17 protein-coding genes and 1 tRNA gene are annotated in these 17,423 nt (G+C 57.7%); 10 read left to right on the top strand and 8 right to left on the bottom strand.

Going from position 1 to position 17,423, the window contains the following annotated elements:
* Positions 1-118 precede the first annotated feature (118 nt).
* Positions 119-319 (top strand): DUF2905 domain-containing protein, encoded by a 201-nt coding sequence (locus U5K34_RS07615; RefSeq protein ID WP_322567789.1) that lies wholly within the window; start codon positions 119-121, stop codon positions 317-319.
* A 1,007-nt stretch (positions 320-1,326) separates the two neighbouring features.
* Here the strand turns inward: U5K34_RS07615 and U5K34_RS07610 are convergent.
* Positions 1,327-1,557, bottom strand: coding sequence for a hypothetical protein (locus tag U5K34_RS07610; RefSeq protein WP_322567788.1), 231 nt, complete (start codon positions 1,555-1,557; stop codon positions 1,327-1,329).
* 42 nt (positions 1,558-1,599) lie between these two features.
* On the opposite strand from U5K34_RS07610, the gene U5K34_RS07605 reads away from it, so the two are divergent.
* Both U5K34_RS07605 and U5K34_RS07600 read left to right on the top strand, forming a co-directional pair.
* Positions 1,600-2,151, top strand: a complete 552-nt coding sequence (locus tag U5K34_RS07605) for an RNA polymerase sigma factor (RefSeq protein ID WP_322567787.1) — start codon at positions 1,600-1,602, stop codon at positions 2,149-2,151.
* A complete protein-coding gene (locus U5K34_RS07600) occupies positions 2,148-2,879 on the top strand; it encodes a hypothetical protein (protein ID WP_322567786.1) in 732 nt (243 codons plus the stop codon). Before U5K34_RS07605 ends, U5K34_RS07600 begins: the two co-directional genes overlap by 4 nt.
* 340 nt (positions 2,880-3,219) lie before the next feature.
* On the opposite strand, the gene U5K34_RS07595 is transcribed toward U5K34_RS07600, so the two are convergent.
* From U5K34_RS07595 to U5K34_RS07585, 3 genes are all read right to left on the bottom strand, one after another.
* Entirely contained in the window at positions 3,220-3,426 is a 207-nt protein-coding gene (locus U5K34_RS07595) for a hypothetical protein (RefSeq protein ID WP_322567785.1), read from the bottom strand.
* Between the two features lie 400 nt (positions 3,427-3,826).
* On the bottom strand, positions 3,827-4,285 hold the full coding sequence (locus tag U5K34_RS07590; protein WP_322567784.1) for an REP-associated tyrosine transposase: 459 nt from the start codon (positions 4,283-4,285) through the stop codon (positions 3,827-3,829).
* 796 nt (positions 4,286-5,081) lie between these two features.
* Positions 5,082-8,954 (bottom strand): FAD/FMN-binding oxidoreductase, encoded by a 3,873-nt coding sequence (locus tag U5K34_RS07585; RefSeq protein ID WP_322567783.1) that lies wholly within the window; start codon positions 8,952-8,954, stop codon positions 5,082-5,084.
* 453 nt (positions 8,955-9,407) lie between these two features.
* On the opposite strand from U5K34_RS07585, the gene U5K34_RS07580 reads away from it, so the two are divergent.
* From U5K34_RS07580 to U5K34_RS07570, 3 genes are all read left to right on the top strand, one after another.
* Positions 9,408-9,698: a nucleotidyltransferase family protein gene (locus U5K34_RS07580; protein ID WP_322567782.1), complete on the top strand. Its 291-nt coding sequence runs from the start codon at positions 9,408-9,410 to the stop codon at positions 9,696-9,698.
* A complete protein-coding gene (locus U5K34_RS07575; RefSeq protein WP_322567781.1) occupies positions 9,695-10,060 on the top strand; it encodes a DUF86 domain-containing protein in 366 nt (121 codons plus the stop codon). Before U5K34_RS07580 ends, U5K34_RS07575 begins: the two co-directional genes overlap by 4 nt.
* Before the next feature lie 819 nt (positions 10,061-10,879).
* Entirely contained in the window at positions 10,880-11,509 is a 630-nt protein-coding gene (locus U5K34_RS07570; protein WP_322567780.1) for a putative 2OG-Fe(II) oxygenase, read from the top strand.
* A gap of 491 nt (positions 11,510-12,000) precedes the next feature.
* Here the strand turns inward: U5K34_RS07570 and U5K34_RS07565 are convergent, their stop codons facing one another.
* Positions 12,001-13,038 carry a porin gene (locus U5K34_RS07565; RefSeq protein ID WP_322567779.1) on the bottom strand — a complete coding sequence of 346 codons (1,038 nt, stop codon included), beginning with the start codon at positions 13,036-13,038 and terminating at the stop codon, positions 12,001-12,003.
* Between the two features lie 597 nt (positions 13,039-13,635).
* On the opposite strand from U5K34_RS07565, the gene U5K34_RS07560 reads away from it, so the two are divergent.
* The 4 genes from U5K34_RS07560 to U5K34_RS07545 all read left to right on the top strand — a co-directional run bounded on the left by U5K34_RS07560 (position 13,636) and on the right by U5K34_RS07545 (position 15,289).
* Positions 13,636-13,875 carry a ribbon-helix-helix domain-containing protein gene (locus tag U5K34_RS07560; RefSeq protein WP_322567778.1) on the top strand — a complete coding sequence of 80 codons (240 nt, stop codon included), beginning with the start codon at positions 13,636-13,638 and terminating at the stop codon, positions 13,873-13,875.
* A complete protein-coding gene (locus U5K34_RS07555) occupies positions 13,876-14,286 on the top strand; it encodes a putative toxin-antitoxin system toxin component, PIN family (protein WP_322567777.1) in 411 nt (136 codons plus the stop codon).
* 355 nt (positions 14,287-14,641) lie between these two features.
* Positions 14,642-14,848, top strand: coding sequence for a type II toxin-antitoxin system RelE/ParE family toxin (locus tag U5K34_RS07550; protein WP_322567776.1), 207 nt, complete (start codon positions 14,642-14,644; stop codon positions 14,846-14,848).
* Positions 14,849-14,935: 87 nt separating this feature from the next.
* Entirely contained in the window at positions 14,936-15,289 is a 354-nt protein-coding gene (locus U5K34_RS07545) for an addiction module antidote protein (protein ID WP_322567775.1), read from the top strand.
* Positions 15,290-15,463: 174 nt separating this feature from the next.
* On the opposite strand, the gene U5K34_RS07540 is transcribed toward U5K34_RS07545, so the two are convergent.
* From U5K34_RS07540 to U5K34_RS07530, 3 genes are all read right to left on the bottom strand, one after another.
* Positions 15,464-16,414 (bottom strand): IS481 family transposase, encoded by a 951-nt coding sequence (locus tag U5K34_RS07540; RefSeq protein ID WP_322567774.1) that lies wholly within the window; start codon positions 16,412-16,414, stop codon positions 15,464-15,466.
* Positions 16,415-16,899: 485 nt separating this feature from the next.
* Positions 16,900-16,973, bottom strand: a tRNA-Gln gene (locus U5K34_RS07535).
* 16 nt (positions 16,974-16,989) lie between these two features.
* Complete coding sequence (locus U5K34_RS07530; protein WP_322567773.1) at positions 16,990-17,361, bottom strand: four helix bundle protein; 372 nt, start codon at positions 17,359-17,361, stop codon at positions 16,990-16,992.
* Positions 17,362-17,423: the final 62 nt, after the last annotated feature.

Below are 17,423 nucleotides of genomic sequence, written 5' to 3'. Positions count from 1 at the left end.
ATTCGGGTAAACGGGTCAAGCCGGGCTTTACATACAGTAAATGCTGCCCTGGATGCCAAGGCCAGGGGATCTTCGACATAACAAACTTCGTGTCCTGGTGTCTTCGTGGTGAGAACTTATGCAGAAACTTCTGATCAGTCTGGGGATCATTCTGGTAATCGCCGGCCTGCTCTGGCCCTGGCTGAGCAAGCTCGGCCTGTTCCGCCTGCCGGGGGATATTTACATCGAGAAGGAGAACGCGCGGTTCTATTTCCCCATCACCAGCGCGATCATCATCAGCATCGTGATCAGCGTGATTCTCTGGTTTTTCAAAAAATAGAAAAAAGTGCAGAGTTGGCAGTTGGCAGTTGGCAGTAAAATGATATGGCAGGCGTGGCCGCGCCGCGAAAGAAAACTGGCTACACCACATGACCGTCGCGGCTGAAAGCCCGCTCCTACAACAATGAATACCGGCATCTGACCCGGTAGGAGCGCCCCGCGGGCGCGATTCCCGAATCAAACGCCGATCGCGGTCGAAGCCCGCTCCTACACAACAACGAACACCGGCATCTGGCGCGGTAGGAGCGCCCCGCGGGCACGATTCACGAATCAAACGCCGATCGCGGTCGAAGCCCGCTCCTACACAACAACGAACACCGGCATCTGGCGCGGTAGGAGCGCCCCGCGGGCGCGATTCACGAATCAAACGCCGATCGCGGTCGAAGCCCGCTCCTACACAACAACGAACACCGGCATCTGACCCGGTAGGAGCGCCCCGCGGGCACGATTCACGAATCAAACGCCGATCGCGGTCGAAGCCCGCTCCTACACAACAACGAACACCGGCATCTGACCCGGTAGGAGCGCCCCGCGGGCGCGATTCTCGAATCAAACGCCGATCGCGGTCGAAGCCCGCTCCTACACAACAACGAACACCGGCATCTGACCCGGTAGGAGCGCCCCGCGGGCGCGATTCTCGAACAAACACCGGTCGCGGTCGAAGCCCGCTCCTACACAACAACGAACACCGGCATCTGACCCGGTAGGAGCGCCCCGCGGGCGCGAATCTCGAACAACAAACACCGGTCGCGGTCGAAGCCCGCTCCTACAGACAGGCGGTGACCAGGCTTTTACTGGCACCCGGCACCTAGTACCTGGCCCCTGGAACCATAGAACAGACGCGTACTGCCAGAAGAAAGTTTGAAGTTAGTCCGGGAGAAACTGAAGGGGATAGGAAATTGGGCACTGACAGCCTGACCAATCGGTGCAGATTCTTCAGGCTGTCAGTGGTTGCCCCCAAAATTCGAGTGACGGGGCCTTGCCTACCCCGTGACTCTGCCTTGCCATTTATTGTTGTTGTGTCATCCCTGTTGTTTTTAGTGCTTCCTGCTTCACATGGGAGATTTGGCGTCCTCCTCCACTTTGATCAGGTTGACGCACATACAGAAGACGATCCTTGTGCGGATTTATTCCCCCGAATCGAAAAAAAATTTTCCACATCGATATATTAGCGCCTTCTAATTTATTGATAATACAGGGAATATCCGCCTGGCAGGATTTGCCGCCCCTGACGGTCATGCTAGAATTGCCAATCCTTGCCTGACCTGAAGTTATGCAGCTATGAATCCATTAAACTTGTTTTCGCGTCACCACCATATAAAGGAACAGCTGGAAGCACTGCGCCCGCAGCTCTATCGCCTGGCCTATTCCTGGACCAACAATCCGACACTGGCCGACGACCTGACCCAGGAAACCCTGGCCAAGGCCCTGAAAAATGTCGCCCAGCTGAAAAAACCCGAGGCGTTGAAAAGCTGGTCCTTTGGCATTTTGCGTAACTGCTGGCGCGATCATTTCCGCAGCAGCCGCGACATGGATGATGTGGACAACCAGGTGCTGACCGATCATCAGACGCCGGAAAAACACCATGAACAACAAAACATTGTCGACAAGGTCCGCGGGGCAGTCTCCGAACTGCCCGAGGGCCAGCGCCACGTGCTGACCCTGATCGACCTGGAAGGCTGCAGTTATGCCGAAGTCGCCGAGATTCTGGATATTCCGATCGGCACCGTCATGAGCCGGCTGTGTCGGGCGCGCAAATGCCTGGCCGGGAAGCTGCTTGAGTTCCAGCCCGAAAGCGCCGATAACGTGACTTCTATCAGGAGAGTCATATGAATTCGAATTTTTCCGATGAGCATCTGAACGCGTATCTGGATAACCAGCTCGACGCCGAGGAGCGGAGCCTGCTGCTCGAGGAACTGCGCCGCGATCAGGTGCTGGCCGAGCGGGTCTGCAAGCTGCAAAAAGTCCAGGACATGGTTCAGCTGGCGTACCACAACGTGGCCAGCGAACAGAGTACCGCTCAGCCCGGCCGCCGTCGCTGGCAGCTCTACTTTGCCCAGGCCGCCTCGGCGCTGCTGATTCTGGGTCTGGGCCTGAGCATCGGCTGGTTCAGCCATGACACGTTCAAGCGTCCGGCCTCTTTGTTCGAAATGGCCCAGTCCGCCCAGGTCGCCGCCGAACCGCAACCGGATGACGAGCTGAAACTGATGCTGCACGTCAACTCCGACGACCCCTCGCGTCTCAAGACCGTACTGGAAGAGGCCGAGTACCTGCTGCGCACCTCGCAGAACAAACAACGTCCGTTGCGCATCGAGATCATGGCCAACGGCGAAGGCCTCAAGCTGCTGCAACAGGGCAATACCGCCTACGCCAAAAAAATCAAAAACCTGAGCAGCAGCTACCAGAATGTCCGTTTCATGGCCTGCCGCATCGCGCTGAACCGCTACCGCGAAGAAAACGGCATCAGCATCGAACTGCTGCCCAACGTGGACGTGGTTCCCTCCGCCATGCAGGAAGCCCTGCTGCGCCAGCGGGAAGGGTGGACGTATCTCAGGATCTAAAAAACAGGGCCGGGTTACGAGGGACGAGTAACGAGGAATACCTTGTACGAAGGACCCGTAGGAGCGGCTTCGCCGCGATAGCGGTATCGGGCATTTCCCGGATTGCCGGACACCGCGGAGTTTATGCGCGAAAGGTGCTATGTCCGGCCTACCTACTAAAAAACAGGGCCGAGTTACGAGGGACGAGTAACGAGGAATACCTTGTACGAAGGACCCGTAGGAGCGGCTTCGCCGCGATAGATATTGCCGACCAGAATCTGTCGCGCCAAAGGCGCTCCTACAGCTTCAGGTGATGAGATGCTTTTCCTCGTCCCTCGTTACTCGTTCCTTGGCCCTGTAATCACTGCTTATAGTTGGCATCCACCCAGCATCGGGGCAGCGCTTCGCCGGAGGGAAAGATCAGCGCCTGCTTGGTGAAGGACTGCGTATCCTGCATCTCCTCGCCCGCGTGGTAACGGCCACTGACATCGGCCACGAACGGATCGAACAGCCCTCCCAGGTCGATAATCTCCACCAGATCACCATTCTTGCTGTCCTTCAGGTACATATCCCCTCCTGCGCGGTTTTACGGAAATCCTCTCCCAGTATAGTCGGCCCATCCTGCGGGCGCGAATCCCGAATCAACCACCGGTCGCGGTCAAAGCCCGCTCCTACACAACAACGAACACCGGCATCTGGTGCGGTAGGAGCGCCCCGCGGGCGCGAATCCCGAATCAAACGCCGATCGCGGTCGAAGCCCGCTCCTACAACAACAAACACCGGCATCTGGCGCGGTAGGAGCGCCCCGCGGGCGCGAATCTCGAACAAACAACCGGTCGCGGTCGAAGCCCGCTCCTACCTAAAAACCTGTCACCGGCACAGCCCCGTAGGAGCGCCCCGTGGGCGCGAATCCCGAACAAAGGCCGGTCGCGGTCAAAGCCCGCGCCTACCAGGTATGGGATTCCATTTCACAGCCATATCGCATCCCATAACGGATAATCTCCGATTTGTCGGACCAGACCTGCCCGCAAGGGATTGGCGATGACATAGCGAGCCACTTGCCGTAAATCGTCTTCACACCGCAAGGCATGGTCGTGGTATCCCTTTTGCCATAATCGTCCCGAGCGGTTCAGATGCCTGTTTATCCAACGGGCACTGTTCGACTTGATGCTCGAAACCACCGTACCGAGATCGTGCCGGTCACCTAACTGCATGATCCAATGAAGATGTTCGGGCATGACAACATAGGCCAGTGTCGTCGTATTGCTTTGATTATCTTTCAGTGCCTGTACCACCAGCCGACCCAGCAAGATATTCTGAAAGACTGGCTGGCGTTGTTCAGTGACCGTGGTGATGAGGTAAATCCGCCCGGTTTCCGACAGGCGGCCAGTACGCAGACGATGCCCGGAAAAATGGTGGGTTGTCATGAAAACACCTCCGTGTGTTCTGACATGACTGTGCCGTAAACAGGCATTTGTGTAAAGGATTGCCATGGCGCAGTGTAGGAGCGCCCCGCGGGCGCAAATCTCGAATCAAACACCGGTCGCGGTCAAAGCCCGCTCCTACAACAACGAACACTGGCATCTGGCGCGGTAGGAGCGCCCCGCGGGCGCGAATCCCGAATCAAACGCCGGTCGCGGTCGAAGCCCGCTCCTACAACAACAATCACCGGCATCTGGCGCGGTAGGAGCGCCCCGCGGGCGCGAATCTCGAATCAAACGCCGGTCGCGGTCGAAGCCCGCTCCTACACAACAACGAACACCGGCATCTGGCGCGGTAGGAGCGCCCCGCGGGCGCGAATCTCGAATCAAACGCCGGTCGCGGTCGAAGCCCGCTCCTACAACAACAATCACCGGCATCTGGCGCGGTAGGAGCGCCCCGCAGGCGCGAATCCCGAATCAAACGCCGGTCGCGGTCGAAGCCCGCTCCTACACAACAACGAACACCGACATCTGGCGCGGTAGGAGCGCCCCGCAGGCGCGAATCTCGAATCAAACGCCGGTCGCGGTCGAAGCCCGCTCCTACACAACAACGAACACCGACATCTGGCGCGGTAGGAGCGCCCCGCGGGCGCGAATCTCGAACAAACACCGGTCGCGGTCGAAGCCCGCTCCTACACAACAACGAACACCGACATCTGGCGCGGTAGGAGCGCCCCGCGGGCGCGAATCTCGAACAAACACCGGTCGCGGTCGAAGCCCGCTCCTACAAAACAATAGTTATTTACAGGAGGACTCGCTCGATCCCCCGATCGGAGGCGCGCTTGACGAACTGGTCCTGCCAACCGTCGCCGAGCAGGTGGTTGGCCATTTCGACCACGATGTAGTCGGTCTGGATGCCGGTGTCCTCGGCGTAGCGGGACAGGCCCTGCTGGCAGGCCGGGCAGGAGGTGAGCATTTTGACTTCGCTCTGATCGTTGTAACGTTTACCGATCATCTTCTCCAGGCCGTTTTGCAGTTCTTCCTGCTTGCGATAGCGCACCTGGGTGGAGATGTCCGGACGCGCCATGGCCATGGTGCCGGCCTCGCCACAGCAGCGATCGGACAGGCTCACGTCCTGGCCCATCAGGTTGGAGGCGACCTTGACCGGGTTATAGCGTTTCATCGGTGTGTGGCAGGGGTCGTGGTACATGTACTGCTTGCCGGTCAGGTTCTCCAGCTTGACACCCTTCTCCATCAGAAATTCGTGAATATCCAGCAACCGGCAGCCGGGGAAGATCTTCTCGAACTGGTACTTGAGCAGCTGATCCATGCAGGTCCCGCAGGAGACGATCACGGTCTTGATGTCCAGGTAGTTGAGCGTGTTGGCCACGCGATGGAACAGCACCTGATTGTCCACCGAGATCTCCCGGCCCTTCTCTTCATCGCCGCCGGAGGTTTGCGGATAACCGCAGCACAGATAGCCGGGCGGCAGCACGGTCTGCACGCCGGTATCGTACAGCATGGCCAGCGTGGCGAGTCCCACCTGGCTGAACAGCCGCTCGGAGCCGCAGCCGGGGAAGTAGAACACCGCCTCGCTGTTGTCGTCGACTTTTTGCGGATCGCGCAGGATCGGCACCACCTTGTCGTCCTCGATGCCGAGCATGGCGCGGGTGGTGCGCGCCGGCAGGTTGCCCGGCATCGGTTTTTTCATAAAGTGCACCACCTGCTCGATGGCACCGGTCTGGCCGGTGGTCGACGGCGGCCGTTTCTTGTTGCTGTCGATGCGGAATTTGCGCGCCATTTTCGAGGCCAGCGACTGCGCCTTGTAACCCCACTGGATAAACAGCTTGCGGAAGATCTTGATGGCGGTGGGATCGGTGATGTTCAAAAAGATCATCGAGAACCAGGTGCCGGGATTGAAGTGCTTCTCGCCCTGCTTGCGCAGGATGTTGCGCATCGATACCGATACATCGCCGAAGTCGATGTCCACCGGGCAGGGGTTGAGACACTTGTGACAGACGGTGCAGTGATCGGCCACGTCGTTCATCTCGGCAAAGTGGCGGGTCGAGATGCCGCGCCGGGTCTGCTCCTCGTAGAGGAACGCCTCGATGATCAGCCCCGAGGCCAGAATCTTGTTGCGCGGCGAATAGAGCATGTTGGCGCGCGGGATATGCGTGTTACAGACCGGCTTGCACTTGCCGCAGCGCAGGCAGTCCTTGACCATGTGGTTGAGATCGCCCAGGTCGCTGGCCTCGAGGATCAATGCCTCCTGTTCCACCAGCCGCAATGACGGGGTATAGGCATTGGACAACCCCGAACCGGCCTGCAGTTTGCCGGGATTGAAAAGCTGATCGGGATCGACCTTTTGCTTGTAACCGGCAAAGGCCTCGATGGTATCGCGATCCAGAAACTGCATCTTGGTAATGCCGATGCCGTGCTCGCCGGAGATCACCCCGCCCAGATCGCCGGCCAGTCGCATGATCCGCTCGACCACTTCGTCGGCCTCGCGCAGCATGACGTAATCGTTGGAGTTGACCGGGATGTTGGTGTGCACGTTGCCGTCGCCGGCGTGCATGTGGGTGGCGACGAACAGCCGGCTGGAGCGGATTTGCTGATGGATCTCGTCGAGCTTCTCGCGCACGCCCTTGAGTTCATGGCCGGCAAAGATATCCTTGAGCGGCGCCTCGACCTGCTTGCGATAGGAGATGCGCACCAGGCGGCGTTGCAACAGGTTGAACAGGCTCTCTTTATCCTCGGTCTCGATCCGGTCGTTCGGGGTCTGCCACAGATCGCGGTGCTCGGCCGCCGGCTGATCCAGATGGGTCAGGATCGCCTGCCAGCGATCCTTGACTGCCTGCAGCAGTTCGCGCGCGGCATGTTTTTTGGCCGCGATGATCGCCTCGCTCTCCTCGCTCTCTTCGGCATCGGGCACTTCGCCGGCACGAATCGGGTGCAGCTCGGGCATCTCCGAATCGAGATAGTCCAGCACGGCATCGATCATGCGGATCTTGTTGCGAGTCGACAGCTCGATGTTGAGCCACTCGATGCCGTCGTTGTACTCGGCCAGTTTGGCCAGCGGGATCACCACGTCCTCGTTGATCTTGAACGCATTGGTGTGCGAGGCGATGGCCGCGGTGCGCGCCCGATCCGCCCAGAAGCGACGGCGCGCCTCGGCGCTGACGGCGACAAACCCTTCCGCCTCGCGGGCATTGGCCAGCGAGACGATGTGTGACGCGGCTTCGGCCACGGTATCTTCGTCATCCCCGGCCACATCGACCAGCAGCACCATCTTCGGCAGGTCCTGGCGCGGCGCCTTGGTGGTGTAGTTGACCGCGCGCACGTAGCGCTCGTCCAGATGCTCCATGCCGGCCAGATCCACCTCGGCCAGCCCGTCGAGATAATCCTTGGTCTCGACAATGGCCGGCACGGCTTTACGCAGATCGTTACCGAAAAATTCCAGGCAGACCGTGCGAATGAATTGCGGCATGCGATGCAGGGTAAACACGGCCGAGGTAATAATGCCGTCGCAGCCTTCTTTTTGAATGCCCGGCAGGCCGCTTAAAAACTTGTTGGTGACATCCTTGCCCAGGCCCAGCTTGCGCAGCTGCTTGCCGGGAATGCGCAGGATCTCCGGCTCGCCACAGGGCGTCTCGCCGTCGGCCTCCAGGCGGCTGATGCGAAACGCCACCTCTTCCTGCTCGTGAATCTTGCCCAGGTTGAAATTAAGCCGCTGCACTTCCAGCCATTTGGCGTCCGGGGTGACCATGCGCCAGGAAACCAGGTTGTCCAGCGTGGTGCCCCACATCACCGCCTTCTTGCCGCCGGCGTTCATGGCGATGTTACCGCCGATGCAGGAGGCGTCCTGCGAGGTCGGATCCACGGCAAACACAAAGCCGCTGGCCTCGGCCAGTTGCGAGACGCGGTTGGTCACCACCCCGGCCTCGGCGCGCACCACCGGCAGAGATTGTTCGCCCTCTTCGCCATCGACAAACAGATCCTGCCGGCTGACAGTGTCCAGTCCTTCAAGCTTTTCGGTATTGATCACCGCGCAGTTTTCCTGCAACGGCACCGCGCCGCCGGTATAGCCGGTACCGCCGCCGCGCGGAATCATGCTGATGCCCAGTTCCAGGCAGGCGGCGACCACCTGTTGCACTTCCTGCTCGTTATCGGGGTTGATCACCACCAGCGGATATTCCACCCGCCAGTCGGAGGCGTCGGTCACGTGCGAGACACGCGCCAGGCCGTCGAAACAGATATTGTCCTTGTGCGTGATCTTCTTCAGACGCTTGAAGGCTTTTTTGCGCAGCGCATTTTGTTCGGGGAACCACTTCTCGAACTTGCGCAGTGCCTCCTTGGTCTTGATGATCAGATCCTGGGTCAGCGCGTTGCCGGCGGCGCGCTCGGCAATCCCGTCCAGGCGATGATAGAGCGCCTCGACCAGTGACTCGCGGCGCTTGCGGTTGTTCAGCAGGTCATCCTGAATGAACGGATTGCGTGTCACCACCCACATATCCCCGAGGATCTCGAACAGCATCCGCGCCGAACGGCCGGTCACCCGCTCCGCGCGCAGCTTGTTCAACACCTGCCAGGCCTCATCGCCCAGCAGCCGGATCACGATTTCTTTGTCGGAAAACGAAGTGTAGTTGTATGGGATCTCGCGTATTCGTTCAGTCATATATTTGATTTCAAAGGAGTTTTGAGAGAGCGGGCGTGCCGCGAAAGAAGGCTATTCTAACATGCGCCCACAGGTGGCGTAACAGGCAATCCGGGCATAATGCCCTTGAATTCAGGAGGTTATGGAGAAGAAAGTTGACAGTCGGCAGAGGGCAGTTGGCGGTATATCGAGTGCTGAGTGCTGAGTGCTGAGTGCTGAGTGCTGAGTGCTGAGTGCTGAGCAGATTGTGTAACCTCGTTGTCCGATAATGCGTAGGAGCGGCTACGCCGCGATGGGTCTTGCCGAGCGGCACGGTCTATCGCGCCAGAGGCGCTCCTACAACTTTCGATCCAGGGTGATTTTCCCTCGTCACTCGCACCCTGTCCCTCGTTACTTTTTCAGACTTGCAAAACCCACACCGGCGACCCACAATATAAATACAATCGATAACTTTTCCCTAAGATTCAAAGACCTATGAAACCCTCAGAGGCATTGCAAACCCATCGAGAGGCTATCCGCAGGATTGTGGCACGACACCACGCCAGTAATCCCCGGATATTCGGCTCCGTGATTCATGGAGAGGATACGGATACCAGCGATCTGGATATTATCGTCGACACAACGGACGAGACGTCCTTATTTGATATTGGTGCCATTCATGCCGAATTGACAGAGCTACTTGGTGTGAAAGTCGATGTGCTGACGCCAGGAAGCTTGCCGGACAGATGGAAAGAAGATGCCCTGAATGAGGCCTGTGCTGTATGAGCAAGCGCGACCGGCTTGCCTTGCAGGATTATCTCGAACATATTCAGCAGGCAATCCAACGCATCCAGCGATACCTGGTAGATATTGATCATTCGACCTTTCTTCGCAACGAGGAAAAACAGGATGCGGTAATTCGCAATCTTGAGATAATCGGTGAAGCTGCGGGCAATATTCAGCGCCACTTCCCTGACTTTACCCATCAGTACCCGGATTTTCCACTCAATGCCGCATACAGCACCCGCAATGTCTTGGCGCACGGCTACTTCAAGATTGACCTGAACGTAGTCTGGAAAACCATTGAACGAGATCTGCCAGCACTGGCAATTCAGGTAGAAAGCGCTCTTCAATCATTTGAAAAATAATGCCCTGTATCGAACTGCAGGCCGCCATCCAGTCCCGAACCGGGGCACCGCCCTCCGGGATTGAAAAAACGAACCACGAAGGCGCGAAGACACGAAGAATTATTGGTTTACTTCGTGGCTTCGTGGCTTCGTGACTTCGTGGTGAAGGTTCTTCTCGTAAAACGCCGCTCGCCTTTTTTTGTGGGAGCGGGCTTCGACCGCGACAGCAACGGCTTCGAGATTCGCGCCCGAGGTGCGCTCCTACAGAGGGGGGACGAAGAGGGTCTTTGTAGGAGCGGGCTTCGACCGCGAACAGTGCCAGCATCGACAGTCGCGCCCGTGGGGCGCTCCCACAGGATTCTGTTCAGCTGCTACATAAACAAAAACACCACCACCGCATAGCGGGCTGTCTTACCGATCCCGATCAATATCAGACTCCACAGCAGGCCCTCCGGGCAGTGACGAGGTAAACCATGCCCGCCTGTCAGTTCGGTAGGATATGTCCCACGCACCATCACCCCCGAATCACCGATGTCTGAGGAACAGGCCCCATAACGGGTAATCAGGCATCACTCGGCAGTTGGCAGTTGGCAGTTGGCAGTTGGCAGTTGGCAGTTGGCAGTTGGCAGTTGGCAGTTGGCAGTTGGCAGTTGGCAGTTGGCAGTTGGCAGTTGGCAAAACTCTGAGTCAGGGCTTTTTTGCTGTCAACTGCACTCTGACGTCTGCCAACTTCGCTTTTCTGAGTCGGCGAGAGCGTTATATGTTTACCATTATTGCAAAGCCCCTTGGGGTTCTATAGTATTGAATTAAATCGGAATTTTATAGAAAAGCATTATTAACATGTCTCATTCTATCACCATTAATGACAAAGCCATCGACATCTGGCCAGACGATATGGAAGTGCTGACTCTGAATCCCCACCCGCCTATGTTCTGGACCGAGTTCACTGACTTTCATGAGTATCATGCCCCTCTGGTCGAACGAATTCTGGAGCTGGAGAAAACCGGCGAGCTGACCCATCGCATGGAAATCGGCGGTAGCAAGGTGCGTAACGTTCACGAATGGGGAATTCCGGAGGCCGATCTAATACATGCCCGGGCAATCGAATATCTTGCCCGAGCTACCAGCAAAAAAGCTTCGGAAATCAAACTCACTAACTGCTGGGCCAGCATCTCGAGAAAGCATGAGTACCTGAGCCCGCACAGTCATACTGATTCGATGGCAAGTATTGTTTACTGTCTGCAGCCGGGCGACAAAGAAGACAAGCATTTTCTGGACGGGCGGCTTGCTTTTGTTGACCCCCGTATTCCGTACTGCTGTCCCGCCGAAGCCGGCGTTGCGACCGAAGAACTCGCCCCGGAGATGATAGAGGGCGCCATGGTTATGTTCCCGGCCGAACTGCTCCATTTTGTCCATCCCTATACCGGCGATACACCTCGCATCACCATCGCCTGGAATCTCTATTTTTAAGATGTGATTTATCCGATACCCCTGCGCTTTATCGGGCACTACGAACGATATACTGAGTACCGAGTGGTGAGCAGGTAGGCCCGATATAGCAACGCGGTATCGGGCATTTTTCGGGATGCCGGACACCGCTACGCTCAGTCCGGCCTACATGCTGCCACTGCCAGAAGTAGCCACAACGTATGCGCCTGCTCATGGGCCAGCCAGGCCAGCACTGCTTCGGAGCCGCCGGGGAGTAATGTCGAAGAGAGGAAAGCGCTGAGGAACAGCGACCATAACGTTAAATCGGTCATCAGTTCGGCAGTCGGCAGTCGGCAGTCGGCAGTCGGCAGTCGGCAGTATAATGGTGTGTGGAACGCACCCTAGCCAAGCGGGATCTCCTCGTCACTCGGCCCTCGTAACTCGTCCCTGCCCGAAGGGCGTGCATAAAAAACGGGGCCCGAAGGCCCCGCCGAAGTACTGCTTGATATTATTATTATTAAGACTTCAAAGTCTTAGAAGTCGACGCGCATGGCACCCATTACAGTGCTCTTGTCACCATCAATACCGCCAGCAGTGGACCAATCTGCATTAGCATTCATGTAAGCCAGCATAAAGCGCGTGCTCTTGGTGAACTTGTGGGTCACACCAACACGCATGTAGGTACCTTCAGGATCATTACCGCCTCGATCCAGCTCTGACACACCATAGGTAGCGGTGAAGATGTTCTTGCCCATCTTCATGTCGTAATTGACATAGAGAACAGTACCATCGAAATCACCACCGCCGGTTTCCTGGGTAGTCATTTCATACTGAGCGGAAAGCTTGTGCGGACCGCTCTTGTACTGACCACCGATCTTCATTGCATCATAGGCCAAATCGGGGGTAGCTTCATTGTTGTCCTGGTCGGCGTCACTGGCGGTCGCAATGAACGCTTCGTAGTTGCTGCCGGAGAACTTCAGGCCCGCGGCGTAATCACCATCCTGGTTGCCACGCTCGTCGGGGGTGTAGGTCACCCACAGATTGGCGGCACCGAAGTCATTCTGGTAGCTGATGGAGTTGTCCCAGAAACCGTTGGAACCAAACTGGCCGGAAGTCATGCCGCCGTAGCGACGGGCTTCGGCTGAAGTGGTTACGAACGGATCGTAGCTGACGCCACCAAAGTATTTGTAGGGCGATTTCAGGGAACCGGCCTTGATGGTACCGAAGCCACCATTCAGACCCACGAAGGCGTTACGATTGCCGTCATCAACATCGGCCGTGGTGGTGTCAACCTGGAATTCGAACTTGTAGATGGCAGCCAGACCGCCGCCCAGATCTTCAGAACCCTTCACGCCCAGACGGCCGCGCTTGTCATCTTCGACCTGCAAATTGTCGTTAGTCCAACGAGGGGTGTTCTGCCAGACATGGTTATCAAATGCAGCAGCAGTGAAATCGGAAGAATGGCTGGCGACTTCGGCCTGAAGCTGTCCGTACCAGGTGGCGTCGGCTTGAGCAGCCATCGGCGCGGCCATGCCGGCGGCAACGGCGATTGCAATTAGTTTCTTGTTCATATATGAACTCCTCTTTCTTTTGTAGTGAGAGCTGTTATTGAGTTGTGCTTAAGTAAACTCGTGGTGTGTTATAACGCAGCATTGGCGTATTCGCAACATTTTTTTTGATAAATACAACATAGCGTGAGTAATGTTGTATTTTTGCCACAGCGCACCCTCCGGGTGCAGGGACGAGGGACGAGGGACGAGTTACGAGGAAGATCAGAACTCCGGGCTCCCTGGATCGGTAGGAGCGGCTGCGCCGCGATGGGCCTTGCCGCGCTGCGGGGTCTATCGCGCCCGTGGGGCGCTCCCACAGCCTTCTGCGCAAGGCGGTTTTCCTCGTCCCTCGTACCTCGTACCTCGTCACTGCGCCCGAAGGGCGCCGTGGGAGCGGGCTTCGACCGCGACGGTGCCAGCTACGACAGTGTCGGCTTCGACAATCGCGCCCGTGGTGCGCTCCTGACACGCCCTTCATGTACGTCAAGATGGATTTTCCCCTCGTCACTCGTCACTCGTCACTCGTCCCTCGTACCTGCACCCGGAGGGTGCGCAGTTGCAGATAAACACATAAACACCTATCATTTTTTCCAGAGATTGCATTCAGGAGTCAGACGCATGTCTACCATTCGCTGGAATATCGCGGTTTCCGCCGACACCGACCGGTCGCTGCGGCTGTACCTGGCCAGCCAGGGCCGGGGCAAAAAAGGCGACCTCTCCCGCTTCATCGAGGAGGCGGTTCGCGCCCACATCCTGGAACTGACGGCCGAACAGGCCAAGGCGGCCAATGCCGAGGTCGATGAATCCGACCTGACATCGATGGTCAATGAGGCGCTCGACTGGGCACGCACACAGTAAATGCGGGTTGTCCTTGACTCAAATATCCTGTTCAGTGCCTTGATCTCTCCCCATGGCCCGCCGGACAGGATTTACCGGGCATGGCGCAGCTCGCGGTTTGAAATCGTTACCTCACAGCTGCAACTGGATGAAATCCGCCGGGCCAGTCGCTATCCCAAACTTCGGGCGGTGCTGCAACCCGCCAGAATCGGCAACATGATCAACAACCTGCAACAGGCCATCGTACTCGAAAACCTGAATCTGGAAATTGAGGCCACCGATCCCGACGATGCTTTTTTACTGGCCATGGCCCTGGCCGGAGAGGCTGATTATCTGATTACCGGCGATCGCCGCGCCGGACTCCTTGAGCGGGGCAACATCGAGCGAACCCGCATCCTTACCCCAAGCGAGTTTTGCGCCGAAGTTCTGTGAGGGGCTATTGGCATCCCCGACACGCCATCCAGGGTACGGATAACGAGGAAGATCAGAACCCCGGGGCCCCCTGGATCGGTAGGAGCGGCTGCGCCGCGAAGGGCCTTGCCGCGTGGTGTGGTCTATCGCGCCGGAGGCGCTCCTACAGCCTTCGGTGTAAGGCATTTTTTCCTCGTCCCTCGTCCCTCGTCACTCGTACCTCGTAACTGCGTCCGGAGGACGCTGGAGGCGCTCCTACAGCTTTCTGCGCAAGGCAATTTTCCTCGTCACTCGGCCCTGTTCTACGATCGGCGTCTTCTTTGCCATTGAACCCAATATCTTGCCTTTGCTGTGATTTATAAACTACAATCATTACATGAAACGGATTTCATCACAGCGATTCAACCGCTGGATGAAGCGGCTCAAGGATGAAAAGGGCAAAGGGATCATCCTGGCTCGTATTCACCATCTGATGGAGGGCTGGCCCTCGGATGTAACCCCGCTGGGCCAGGGGCTCAACGAGCTGTGGATTCACTATGGGCCGGGTTATCAGGTCTATTTTCACCAGCGGGGGACACGCTGATCATTTTACTGTGCGGCGGCGATAAGGGCAGACAAAAACGGGATATTGATATCGCCAGAGAGATACTCGATGAGTGGAGAACGCAAAATGACTGAGACCTTTACCGATTTCGACCCGGCCGAGCATCTTGATAGCGACGTGGCCATCGCCGCCTTCATGGCGGATGCGCTGGAAACCGGTGATGCCGGTTATATCGCCCAATCCCTGGGGATTGTCGCCCGCGCCAAAGGCATGACCGAACTGGCCCGGGAAACGGGGCTGTCAAGGGAACAGCTCTACCGCAGCTTCAGCGAAACCGGCAACCCGACATTAAAAACCCTGCTGGCGGTCATGCGTGCCATTGGCGTGGATATGACCGCCAAACCCCATCGCCCTTCGGGCAGGGACGAGGAGCGAGTGACGAATAACGAGGAAGATCGAAATCGGTTTCCTGGATCGTAGGAGCGGCTGCGCCGCGATGGGCTTTGCCGCGCGGTGCGGTCTATCGCGCCGGAGGCGCTCCTACAAAGCCCTTCTGGCAGTTACTAGAACCTGGCCCCTAGTACCTGGAAACTAAAAAAGCCCCTGAAAGGGGCTTTTTTAATGTGGCTGGGGACCAAGCCCTTCGGGCAGGCACTAGGTGTGTAACCTCATAAGGTTGTTCACGGAAAATCCCAGTCGACTGATAGGCGGTTGGTAATCCAGACTCGCGTGAGGCCGATGCCAGTTGTACTGATGCAACCACGCCGACAGATGCTGCTCCCGCTGGTCTGAGCTGGCGTAAGCCCGGGCATAGGCCCACTCGCGCAACGCGGTTTGAATGAACCGTTCGGCCTTGCCGTTGGTGCGCGGACTGTAGGGCCGCGTCCGGCGGTGTGTCAGTCCCAGGCGTTGGCACAGTCGCGCAAAGCGTCGGGACTGGTAACAGGCCCCGTTGTCGGTCAACACCTGCTTGAAGTGGATCCCGAGGTGGGCATAGTAACGCACCGCCGCCAGCAAGGCCCGGCAGGCGCTTTGGCCGGTCTCATCGGGGTAAATCGTGCTAAAGGCCACCCGCGAGTGGTCATCGATGGCCACATGCACATACTCCCAACCGGCGCCGCGACTTTTGCGCTGCCGTTCCCCGGTGATCCGATGCCCGGGGCGGACAAAGCGGCCCAGCTTCTTGATATCCAGATGTAACAGGTCCCCCGGTGCCGCGTGCTCGTAGCGATTATCGGGCCGGCCCGGCGCCAATGCCCCGAGGCGATTGAGTCCTTCACGTTGGAGCAGTCGGGCGACCGTGCTATGGCCGAGGTTCAGGGCCTGGGCAATTTGACGGTAGGTCTGGCGTTGGCGGCGGCGTTCGATGATCTGGGCACGGACCGGCTCGGCGGTCGCTCGGGGACTGGCGTGGGGCCGGGAAGAGCGGTCCCGCAAACCGACTTCTCCTTCGTCACGAAAACGGGCCAACCACTTATAGACCGTGCGGGGACTGACGCCGGCGGCCTGGGCCGCTTCGGTGGGACGCAGCCCCTCTTCGAGCACACGTTGAACCAAAAGGGCTCGACCTTGAGGCGTTAATCGGGCATTTTTATGAATGTTCATCCGGGACTCCTGGAAGGTTGGTTTGTTCACACCTCCATTCTTCCGGGATCGTTCCGGATGAACAACCTATTGAGAGATCACAGCTAGGTGCTAGTTACCAGGGGCTAGCGATTCTGACTTCGCTATTCCAGGGGCAACTGCATTCTTGCTATCCCTATATAAATCTGGACCAGGATCCTCCCAGGATTTTCTAGAACCTAGCCCCTAGTACCGGGAAACTAAAAAAGCCCCTGATAAGGGGCTTTTTTAATGTGGCTGGGGACCCAGGATTGCTCCGGCCATCCATGACCTTCGCCCTGCGGGCCAGCGCCGCAAACAGCGCGCCGCTGTCCAAAATCGAGTCGCTCACGGCATCCCTGCCTTCCGCGACATTAGTGCTTCCCTGCACGTCATCCCGGCGATTTTGTCGAACCAACGGTTCTCATCCATTGAGATCCGGCAGGTGAAAATAGAAAAAGGCCGGAAAAACCGGCCTTTTTCTATTTTGGCTGGGGACCTAGGATTCGAACCTAGACTAACGGAGTCAGAGTCCGTCGTCCTGCCATTAGACGAGTCCCCAATAGAACAGGTACGAGTCACGAGGGACGAGGGACGAGGTCTTCTTGATCCTGATAGTGACGAATCAGGCCCCATATCATCCGGGAAATTTCCCTGACTTCTTCTTCCATTTCCTTGCCGGTTTCAGCCTCGATAAATCCGGCTGCCCGACCGATCATCAGTTGGGTTCGCAGCTCGCCGCAGGAACCCTTGGCAATCTTGAAGAACTGAACGCGGGTGCGGTCAGTTTCCCTTTCATAGCCTTCGGCGATATTCGAGGGCACAGAAAGTGCCGCCCTCGTGATTTGATCCTTGAAGCTGTATTCCCGGCAGTCAGCCAGGGTCTGGTACAACCTGACTGACAACCGGCAGGCCCGTTTCCAGACATCCAGGCTCTCGAGTGCATCCATGCCCCTTCCTCCTTGAAGTTCTGTGCTTTTCCTCGTGACTCGTCCCTCGTCACTCGGCCCTG

Source organism: Thiohalophilus sp. (genome assembly GCF_034521165.1).
In the GTDB taxonomy this organism is placed as follows: Bacteria; Pseudomonadota; Gammaproteobacteria; order UBA6429; family Thiohalophilaceae; genus Thiohalophilus.
This window is presented reverse-complemented; position numbering and strand designations above follow the sequence as displayed.